Source organism: Staphylococcus sp. HMSC070D05 (assembly GCF_001815595.1).
GTDB lineage: Bacteria > Bacillota > Bacilli > Staphylococcales > Staphylococcaceae > Staphylococcus > Staphylococcus hominis.
In genome coordinates this window covers 151,545-162,473 of the sequence record NZ_KV821157.1, presented here as the reverse complement: position 1 = coordinate 162,473, position 10,929 = coordinate 151,545, and the positions used below count along the sequence as shown (strand labels likewise).

Here is a 10,929-nt window from a genome sequence, read left to right as displayed (position 1 = left end):
ACAAAATTAGGTACAAGCATTGTTGACATCGTATCAAGTGGTGTAGGTATCTTAAGTAAAGTATTCGGATTTTAATTAATTATTAATTACGTATAAAGGAGTTATTAACATGGAAAAATTATTCGACGCAATCAGAAACACTGTAGACGCAGGAATTAACCAAGATTGGACAAAATTAGGTACAAGCATTGTTGACATTGTATCAAGTGGTGCAAGTGTATTAGGTAAAGTATTTGGTTTCTAATACTTAATAGCAAGTATTCAACACTTAAGGATTAATCCTTAAGTGTTTTTATTTTTTAGTATTATTAATGAATCATGACAAATCTGCTAAAATAATATACATACTATAATTTAGGAGTATGAAAATGAAATACGATACTATTTTACTTGATTTTGATGATACAATTGTGGATTTTTTTGATGCGGAAGATCGAGCATTTCATCAAATGGCACATCATTTCGGTCATTATCCAACTGAAGAAGACTTTCAGTATTTTAAGAAAGTAAATCAAAATCATTGGGAAGCATTTCAAAAAAATGAACTATCTAAAGAAGAAGTATTAACACATCGTTTTATTAATTATTTTAAAGAATATGGTATAGACGTAGATGGTAAAAAAGCTGATGTTTTATTTAGAGACGAACTAGCTAAAGCACCATTAAAATTCTTCAACTCTACTTTAGAAACAATTGATCGATTAAGCCAAGAATGTGAATTGTTTATTGTGACTAATGGTGTTACAGATACCCAAAAACGTCGTATTGCTCAATTAGAGTTTAAAGACATCTTATCTGGAGTATATATATCAGAAGAAACAGGATATCAAAAACCTATGAGTGAATTTTTTGATTATATCTTTGAGAGAATTGGTGAAGAAAAAAGAAAGACTTCAATAATAGTAGGAGATTCTCTTACATCAGATATACTAGGTGGAAAAAATGCCGGTATTACAACATGTTGGTTTAATTATCGTAATAAAGAAAATAACAGTGATATTGTACCAGATTATGAAATACAATCTTTATATGAATTGGTTAATTTAGTTGAAGAATAATTAATAAGAGACCTGAGCTAAATGGCTCAGGCTTATTTATGCAAATAGCGTTTATAGCTTAATTGTTTAGAGATCATACAAATATATTGACTCCTTATGCAAGTCTTCATTATCAATTTCTCTAAATGCCTCAAATAATTCAACAGTTTTTTAATTTATTTTAAGATGTTGAACTTTAGTCATGTTCTCATCATCATTTAAATTCTTTATATATATTGTATCGTCATTAATATACGATTTTCATTTAATAACATATTAATGACTTATAATCTGATAAAATGGATGTGAATTTCAATAGTTAAGCCTTAAAATTGTCATCTAGGGATATAATCTTTATACTGAATAAGTAATGTTATATTGAAGGAGTAAGGGAATGAACTGTAAAGTAACTAATTTTCAAGAAAAAGATTCATTTATTACTAAATTAGAAAACAGTGATGAAACATTATTGAAATTTTATCAATATAATCCAGTCAAACCATTTAGTTTTGATCAAAGAATGGATCGTCCTAATAATGGTAGAGAGCAACAACTTGCTCAAGTGATAAAATCATATATGTCAGATTTGAATATAACAGAAATTCAACAGACTCATCTTACTGCACTCAGTGAAGGATCTAAAGTGGTAATTGGTGGCCAGCAAGCTGGTCTTTTTGGTGGACCTTTATATACGTTTCATAAAATTCTTTCAATTGTTAATTTAAGTCGTGAATTAACTGAAACATATCAACAAACGGTTGTGCCTGTTTTTTGGATTGCAGGTGAAGATCATGACTTTGAAGAAGTAAATCATACGTATGCTTATAATGCAAAAGATGCTCATTTACATAAAGTAAAATATCATACAATGACACCGCCTGAAACAAGCGTTTCTCGCTATATTCCAGAAAAGGAACAGATGATTGAAGCACTTAATCAATTTTTTAAAGAATTAAAAGAAACGAAACATACTAACGCACTTTATCAAGTATGTTTAGAGATTATAGAAAAGTACAATAATTGGACTGATATTTTTAAAGGGTTACTTCAAGAAGTATTTAAAGATTACGGTGTACTATTTATTGATGCTCAATATGAAAAAATTCGTGAATTGGAGAAACCATTATTAAAAAGTATTATCCAAAAATATAATGAAATTAACCAAGCGTTTAGAAAAACACAAAAATTAACTACACAATCCGGTTTAAACAAAATGATTGAAACAGATACCAATGTCCATTTGTTCCTTCATGAAGATAGTATGCGTCAACTAATTACTAAAAAAGATGATGTATTCAAATTGAGTAAATCAGATATTACATATAATAAAGATGAATTATTAAAATTAGTTGAAAAAGAACCAACTCGTTTTTCTAATAATGTTGTGACTAGACCAGTTATGGAAGAATGGCTATTTAATACGGTAGCTTTTATTGGAGGACCAAGTGAAATTAAATACTGGGCTGAATTGAATGAAGTATTTAAAATTTTAGATGTTGAAATGCCTATTGTTTTACCAAGAATGAAAATCACTTATTTACCAATTAGAATAGAAAAGCTAATTAATCAGTATAAGTTAAATGCTGAAAATGTTATTATGAACGGCATAGAAACAGATAGAGAAAAATTTGTTCGTAGCAAGGCCTCAGACACATTTATTAAAAAAGTAGAGTCTTTAAAAGAGAATCATGCCGAAATATACGAATCACTTCGTAAAGAGGTTGATGATAATCATGATAATATCAATTTAGTAAAGAAAAATTATGACATTCATAATAAACAATTTGAATATTTGTTAAATCGTTATTTACTTAATATTGAAAGAGATAACGATATAAGTATGAAACATTTTAGAGAGGTTGAACATGTATTGCATCCAATGGGTGGCCTACAAGAAAGAATTTGGAATCCACTTCAAATGATGAATGAATTTGGGATAGATGTGTTCAGTCCCTCCACTTATCCTCCACTTAAATATACATTTAACCAAATAGTTATAAAACCTTAATTTATAAGGAAAGACCCATATTATTTAAATAGATAATATGGGTCTTTTTATGTCAAATTAAAGAATTTTAAGATATTTTACATAATTAGTGGAGGATAGTGGTGAGATGTGGTAAATTATTAATAAGGTGAGGTGGTAATAATGTTCATGGGAGAATACGAGCATCAATTAGATGCTAAAGGACGTATGATAATTCCATCTAAGTTTAGATATGACTTAAATGAACGTTTTATTATCACACGAGGCCTTGATAAATGTTTGTTTGGCTACACGCTTGAAGAATGGCAACAGATTGAAGAGAAAATGAAAACCTTACCTATGACAAAAAAAGACGCACGTAAGTTTATGCGTATGTTCTTCTCTGGAGCTATCGAAGTAGAGCTAGATAAGCAAGGACGTATTAACATTCCTCAAAATTTGAGGAAATACGCAAATTTAACAAAAGAATGTACGGTAATAGGTGTCTCAAATCGTATAGAGATTTGGGACAGAGGAACTTGGAATGAATTTTATGAAGAATCAGAAGAAAGTTTTGAAGATATTGCCGAAGATTTGATAGATTTTGATTTTTAATGGAGGAATTTGTAGTGTTTCATCATGTAAGCGTTATGCTAAAAGAAACAATAGATGAATTAGACATCAAAGAGGATGGCATATATGTAGATTGTACGCTTGGTGGAGCCGGTCATGCACTCTATTTATTAAATCAATTAAACGATGACGGTAGGTTGATTGCAATCGATCAAGATACTACTGCCTTAGAAAATGCTAAAGAAGTACTAAAAGATCACTTACACAAGGTCACGTTTGTACATAATAACTTTAGAGAATTAACTGATATTTTGAAAAATTTAGGAATTGAAAAAGTAGATGGTATTTACTATGACTTAGGTGTTTCAAGTCCACAACTTGATATACCTGAAAGAGGGTTTAGTTATCATCATGATGCAAAGTTAGATATGCGTATGGATCAAACGCAAGAATTAACTGCATATGATGTTGTTAATGATTGGCCTTATGAGGCATTGGTTAAAATCTTTTATCGTTATGGAGAAGAAAAGTTTTCTAAACAAATAGCGAGAAGAATAGAAGCACACCGTGAACAACAACCTATTGAAACAACATTAGAGCTTGTAGACATTATTAAAGAAGGTATTCCAGCTAAAGCGCGAAGAAAAGGTGGTCATCCTGCTAAACGTATTTTCCAAGCGATAAGAATAGCAGTGAACGATGAACTATCTGCGTTTGAAGATTCAATTGAACAAGCCATTGAGCATGTTAAAGTAAGAGGTAGGATTTCAGTCATTACTTTCCATTCTCTGGAAGATAGACTATGTAAGCAAATTTTCCAAGAATACGAAAAAGGACCTGACGTGCCTAGAGGGTTACCAATTATTCCTGAAGCTTATACACCTAAGTTGAAACGAGTAAATCGTAAACCAATTACTGCTACAGAAGAGGATTTAGACGAAAATAATAGAGCACGTAGTGCAAAATTACGTGTTGCTGAAATATTAAAATAAGGAGTAATTGAGGATGGCTGTAGAAAAAATTTACGAACCATATGAACACATTCAGCACACTAGCATACCGAAAGAACAACCAAATACACAAACTGAGACGAAAACAGTAACTAAAAAGGTTGTTGTTCAACTTACGCGATTTGAGAAATTTTTATACATAACGCTTGTCACAGCAATTGCTGTTCTAGCAATCTATATGCTATCTTTAAAAATGGATGCGTATGATACAAATGATAAAATTGCCGAGTTAGATCAAAAGATTGAACAACAATCTAATGAAAACAATGCAATTCAATCTGAAATAAAGAAAAATTCTTCTTATGAGCGCATTTACGATCAGGCTAAAAAACAAGGTATGAGCCTAAAGAACGATAATGTAAAGGTAGTGCGTACTAATGGCGAAGCGAAAAATTAAAATTAGAAAAAATAAATTAGGAGCAGTCCTCCTTGTTGGATTATTCGGACTGCTCTTTTTTGTATTGGTTTTAAGATATTCATATATCATGATAACTGGACATTCAGTTGGACAAAATTTAGTGATGCGCGCTAATGAAAAATATCTCGTAAAAACGCAAGAACAGCCTGAAAGAGGGAAAATCTACGATAGAAACGGTAAAATTTTAGCCGAAGATGTTCAAAGATATAAATTAGTAGCTATTATTGATAAAAATGCTGGAGAAGTTGGTGATACACCAAGGTATGTTAAAGATAAAAAGAAAACAGCAAAACAATTATCAAAAATTATTGATATGAAGCCGGATGAAATTGAAAAACGTCTTAATCAAAAGAAAGCCTTTCAAGTTGAATTTGGACAGAAAGGGACAAATTTAACATATCAAGATAAAGTTAAACTCGATAAAATGGACTTACCAGGAATCACTTTATATCCAGAAACTGAACGATTCTATCCTAACGGTAATTTTGCTTCTCATTTAATTGGTATGGCTCAAAAAAATCCTGATACTGGGGAATTAAATGGTGCATTAGGTGTAGAAAAGATTTTTAATAGTTATCTAAATGGACAGAAAGGCTCGCTATCTTATATACATGACATTTGGGGTTATATTGCACCAAACAGTAAAAATGAAAAAGCGCCAAAACGTGGCGATGACGTTCATTTAACTATTGATTCAAATATACAAGTATTTGTCGAAGAGGCCCTTGATGATATGGTGAAACGATATGAACCTAAAGATTTATTTGCAGTGGTTATGGATGCTAAAACAGGAGAAATTCTTGCATACAGTCAACGTCCAACTTTCAACCCCGAAACGGGTAAAGACTTTGGAAAAAAATGGGCTAATGATTTATATCAAAGTGCATATGAGCCTGGGTCAACATTTAAATCATATGGATTAGCAGCCGCCATTCAAGAAGGTAAATTTAATCCTAAAGAAAAATATGAATCGGGTCATCGTGATATTATGGGTTCAAGAATTTCTGACTGGAACAAAACCGGTTGGGGAGAAATTCCAATGTCATTAGGTTTCACATACTCATCTAATACATTGATGATGCATCTTCAAGATTTAGTTGGTGCTGATAAAATGAAATCCTGGTACGAGCGCTTTGGTTTTGGTAAATCCACAAATGGTATGTTTGATGGAGAATTAAAAGGAAATATTGCTTGGTCAAATGAATTACAACAAAAAACATCAGCATTCGGTCAATCGACTACAGTGACGCCTGTACAAATGATACAAGCACAATCAGCTTTCTTTAATAAAGGAAATATGTTAAAACCTTGGTTTGTTCAAAGTATAGATAATCCAATATCAAAGAAAACATTCTATAAAGGTGAAAAGAATATAGCTGGAAAACCTATTACTTCAGAAACTGCGGACAAAGTTGAAACAGAATTAGATAAAGTAGTAAATAGTGATAAAAGCCATGCTTCCAATTATCGTATTGATGGCTATGATGTTGAAGGAAAGACAGGTACTGCTCAGGTCGTTAATGAAAATGGTAGTGGATACGTTAAAGGAGCAAATCCTTACTTTGTAAGTTTTATGGGAGATGCGCCAAAAAAACATCCAAGAGTTATTGTTTATGCCGGTATGAGTCTTGCTCAGAAAAATGATCAAGAAGCATATGAATTAGGGGTAAGTAAAGCTTTTAAACCTATCATGGAAAATACACTTAAATATTTAAATGTAGGCTCTAAGAAAGATGAAACTCAATCAGCACAGTATAGTAAAGTGCCAAATGTTGTAGGACAATCCAGTCAAAAAGCACAAAATAGTCTTAAAGGAAAAGACTTACAACCTGTCATTATTGGTAATGGTAATACAATAAAAGCTCAATCTACTAGAGCTAATACAAGATTATTACCGAATAGTAAAGTGTTAGCAGTGACAGACGGCGATATTACTATGCCAAATATGAAAGGTTGGACAACAGACGATGTCCTAGCCTTCCAAGAATTAACGGGAATCAATGTTACGACTAAAGGTAGTGGATACGTAACAAAACAATCTGTAGCGAGTGGGTCAACACTCAAAAGTAATAATAAAATTGAAATAGAATTATCTACTGAAGATCCTAATGATAGTACATCCTTAACTGATTCGAGTGGATCTGATTCAAATAACTCTTCAGATAATTCAACTGATGCAGCGTCTAATGATAAAAACGATTCATAAGAACAAATGACGTCATTTTAAATGATTATAAATAAGGTGTCATATATTATGAATACCTTATTTATAATCTCAATTTTTTACATAATATATATAAAATTAGTTTGAAAATTGATAAGATTATAAAGGAAATAAAGTGAAAAACGAATAAATTTAAAATACATAAAGGAGATTACCATGCTTTTTATATTTGCGATTATCGCATTACTTATCACATTTATTTTAGTTCCTGTACTTATACCGACACTTAAAAGAATGAAATTTGGTCAAAGTATCCGTGAAGAAGGTCCTCAAAGTCATATGAAAAAAACGGGTACACCAACTATGGGTGGTTTAACATTTTTAATTAGTATTATTATTACATCTATGATTGCTATATTTTTTACAGATCATTCTAATCCTATTATTCTATTACTTTTTGTCACAATAGGATTTGGACTCATTGGTTTTATTGATGATTACATTATTGTAGTTAAAAAAAATAACCAAGGACTTACAAGTAAGCAGAAATTTTTAGCTCAAATTGCAATAGCAATTATATTTTTTATTCTAAGCGATGTTTTTCATTTAATAGAATTTTCAACAAGTGTAAATATTCCATTTACTAATTTTGGAATTCCATTGTCGTTTGCGTATGTTATTTTTATTGTTTTTTGGCAAGTTGGGTTTTCAAACGCAGTTAATTTAACTGATGGATTGGATGGGTTAGCAACTGGCTTATCAATTATTGGATTCACTATGTATGCAATTATGAGTTTCATGTTAAATGCTCCTGCAATTGGTACTTTTTGTATTATTATGATTTTTGCATTACTCGGTTTCTTACCGTATAACTTAAATCCAGCTAAGGTGTTTATGGGAGATACAGGAAGCTTAGCATTAGGTGGTATTTTTTCTACAATTTCAATTATGTTAAACCAAGAAATTTCTTTACTTTTTGTAGGTTTAGTGTTTGTTATTGAAACATTATCAGTCATGTTACAAGTATCATCTTATAAATTAACTAAAAAAAGAATCTTTAAAATGACACCAATTCATCATCATTTTGAACTTAGCGGATGGAGTGAATGGAAAGTTGTTTCAGTATTTTGGCTTGTGGGTTTAATTTCAGGATTAATTGGATTATGGATAGGAGTGCATTAGAATGCTAAATTATACAGGATTAGAGAATAAAGATGTTCTTGTAGTTGGATTAGCAAAAAGTGGTTATGAAGCTGCTAAGTTATTAGTTAAATTAGGTGCAAATGTAACTGTAAATGATGGGAAAGATTTATCTAAAAATCCTCATGCAAAAGACTTAGAAACATTAGGTGTGAAAATTGTTGATGGCGGTCATCCATTATCATTACTTGATAGCAACCCGATTATTGTTAAAAACCCAGGTATACCTTATACAGTTTCAATCATTGATGAAGCATATCAACGAGGTCTTAAAATTTTAACTGAAGTAGAATTAAGTTATTTAATTTCTGAAGCTCCAATTATCGCTGTGACTGGTACAAATGGTAAAACAACAACAACTTCTCTTATTGGAGATATGTTTAAAAAAAGTAGATTAACTGGAAGACTTTCAGGAAATATTGGGTATGTTGCTTCTAAAGTAGCTCAAGAAACGTCATCTAATGAATATCTAATTACTGAATTATCTTCATTCCAATTACTTGGCATTGAACGTTACAGACCTCACATTGCCATCATTACAAATATCTATTCTGCTCATTTAGATTATCATGAGTCATTAGAAAATTATCAAAATGCGAAGCGACGTATTTACAAAAATCAAACAGAAGATGATTATTTGATTTGTAATTATCATCAACGTCATTTAATTGAAACTGAAAATTTAAAAGCTAAAACATTATATTTTTCTACTCAACAAGAAGTAGATGGTATCTATATTAAAGATAATTATATCGTTTATAATGATGTTAACCTTATTAATATAGATGACTTAGTTTTACCTGGAGAACATAACTTAGAAAATATTTTAGCTGCTGTTTTAGCTGCGATACTTGCAGGCGTACCAATTAAGGCTATCGTAGATAGTTTAACAACATTCTCAGGTATTGAACATCGATTACAATATATTGGAACGAATCGAACAAATAAATACTATAATGACTCTAAAGCAACCAATACATTAGCAACACAGTTTGCTTTAAATTCATTTAAACAACCTATTATCTGGTTATGTGGTGGTTTAGATCGAGGTAATGGATTTGATGAATTAATTCCTTACATGAAGCATGTTAGAGTAATGGTAGTCTTCGGTGAAACTCAAGATAAATTCGCTAAATTAGGTAATAGTCAAGGTAAAGAAGTAATCAAGGCAGTTGATATAGAAGATGCAGTAAAAAAAGTTCAAGATGTCATTGAACCTAATGATGTTGTTTTACTTTCACCAGCATGTGCAAGTTGGGATCAATATAAAACATTTGAAGAACGTGGCGAAAGATTTATTGAAAGTTTCCGTGCATACCTACCATCTTAATTAAAGGATGTGAAGTAATTGGATGATACAAGGGGCAATAGAAATAAAAAGATTCGTTCTATCAATCCTTCATTTGATAAAGACAAAACTGAATTAGAAAATGATAAAAATAAAAAAATTAAAGATGATGTTAAACCAAAAGATAGTCTCCAAAAAGAAAAGAATCTTTCAAATGATAGAACGTCAAATAATCCTTTAAATTCTTCGAAAAATAAAAATGAAAATTTAAAGAAAGAAGTAAAAACAAGTTTAAGAGAAAAGCGTCATAAATTTCAAAATGATAAATATAGTCATTTAACGGTAGCTGAAAAACGAGAACAACAAAAGATAGATAGAAGAAAGCGACAAAAACGTATTCAATATATTATTATTACTGCTTTAATGCTTTTAATTATATTATTTCTACTATATATGTTTACACCTTTAAGTAGAATTTCTCATGTTAATATTAGTGGTAATCATAATGTAAGTGATAGTCAAGTTGAAAAAGAATTAAATGTCAAAAAAGGGTCACGTATTTATACTTTTAGTAAAAGCAAAGCTATCAATAATTTAAAGAAAAATTCATTAATTAAAGATGTTCAGATTCATAAACAGTTGCCTAATACTTTAAATGTTAAAATTATTGAAAATAATTTAGTAGGTATTGTAAAAGATAAAAATAAATATGTGCCAATAATTGAAGGAAATAAAAAATTAGACAATTATAATGGTGATATTGCGAATAGTGCACCTGTATTAGAAGATTTTAAAGGTGATAATTTAAATAGTATCACGAAAGCATTATCTAAAATGTCTAATGAAACGAGAGATATGATTTCAGAAATTAACTATGCACCTTTACAGAATCAACAAAATCGAGTCCTTTTGTATATGAAAGATGGCATGCAAGTAGTAGGAGATATGAATACTCTAGCTAACAAAATCGAGTATTATCCTCAAATGTCCCAATCGCTTGCAAAAGATAGTTCAGGTCATTTAAAAACACAAGGATATATTGATTTATCTGTAGGAGCATCATTTATTCCATATAATGAAAATAGCAGTATTAATTCTAAGTCCGATCAAAATGTTCGACAAAAAACACAGCAAGAAACAGAAGCAAAAAATGAATTACAAAGTGCATTAAATAAAATAAGCGAACAATCGGATACAAATAATTAAAAAATTTCGATAATAATATGTGTTTATAGTTCACAAGCTAAACGACGTATTGTAAACTAAATATAGT

General features: G+C 30.4%; 11 protein-coding genes. All 11 read left to right on the top strand.

Annotated features, from left to right (window positions below; all coding sequences use genetic code 11):
- Positions 1-75 (top strand): beta-class phenol-soluble modulin (locus HMPREF3046_RS11095; RefSeq protein WP_141755536.1); only part of this gene is annotated, 75 nt, incomplete at its 5' end.
- Positions 76-109: 34 nt separating this feature from the next.
- Positions 110-244, top strand: coding sequence for a beta-class phenol-soluble modulin (locus HMPREF3046_RS10180; protein WP_070719290.1), 135 nt, complete (start codon positions 110-112; stop codon positions 242-244).
- A 124-nt stretch (positions 245-368) separates the two neighbouring features.
- Complete coding sequence (locus HMPREF3046_RS10175; RefSeq protein ID WP_002448764.1) at positions 369-1,058, top strand: YjjG family noncanonical pyrimidine nucleotidase; 690 nt, start codon at positions 369-371, stop codon at positions 1,056-1,058.
- A gap of 373 nt (positions 1,059-1,431) precedes the next feature.
- Positions 1,432-3,045 (top strand): bacillithiol biosynthesis cysteine-adding enzyme BshC, encoded by a 1,614-nt coding sequence (bshC, locus tag HMPREF3046_RS10170; protein ID WP_070719288.1) that lies wholly within the window; start codon positions 1,432-1,434, stop codon positions 3,043-3,045.
- A 141-nt stretch (positions 3,046-3,186) separates the two neighbouring features.
- Complete coding sequence (gene mraZ / locus HMPREF3046_RS10165) at positions 3,187-3,618, top strand: division/cell wall cluster transcriptional repressor MraZ (RefSeq protein WP_017174536.1); 432 nt, start codon at positions 3,187-3,189, stop codon at positions 3,616-3,618.
- Positions 3,619-3,632: 14 nt separating this feature from the next.
- Positions 3,633-4,568 carry a 16S rRNA (cytosine(1402)-N(4))-methyltransferase RsmH gene (rsmH, locus tag HMPREF3046_RS10160; RefSeq protein WP_070719286.1) on the top strand — a complete coding sequence of 312 codons (936 nt, stop codon included), beginning with the start codon at positions 3,633-3,635 and terminating at the stop codon, positions 4,566-4,568.
- A gap of 13 nt (positions 4,569-4,581) precedes the next feature.
- On the top strand, positions 4,582-4,983 hold the full coding sequence (gene ftsL / locus HMPREF3046_RS10155) for a cell division protein FtsL (RefSeq protein ID WP_070719284.1): 402 nt from the start codon (positions 4,582-4,584) through the stop codon (positions 4,981-4,983).
- Positions 4,964-7,210, top strand: a complete 2,247-nt coding sequence (locus tag HMPREF3046_RS10150) for a penicillin-binding protein (RefSeq protein ID WP_070719282.1) — start codon at positions 4,964-4,966, stop codon at positions 7,208-7,210. Before ftsL ends, HMPREF3046_RS10150 begins: the two co-directional genes overlap by 20 nt.
- Positions 7,211-7,384: 174 nt before the next feature.
- A complete protein-coding gene (mraY, locus tag HMPREF3046_RS10145) occupies positions 7,385-8,350 on the top strand; it encodes a phospho-N-acetylmuramoyl-pentapeptide-transferase (protein WP_070719280.1) in 966 nt (321 codons plus the stop codon).
- Between the two features lies 1 nt (position 8,351).
- The gene (gene murD, locus HMPREF3046_RS10140; protein WP_070719279.1) at positions 8,352-9,698 is read left to right on the top strand and encodes a UDP-N-acetylmuramoyl-L-alanine--D-glutamate ligase; all 1,347 of its coding nucleotides are present in this window, start codon (positions 8,352-8,354) and stop codon (positions 9,696-9,698) included.
- Between the two features lie 18 nt (positions 9,699-9,716).
- Positions 9,717-10,862, top strand: a complete 1,146-nt coding sequence (locus HMPREF3046_RS10135; RefSeq protein WP_070719277.1) for a cell division protein FtsQ/DivIB — start codon at positions 9,717-9,719, stop codon at positions 10,860-10,862.
- The last annotated feature ends 67 nt before the right edge of the window (positions 10,863-10,929 follow it).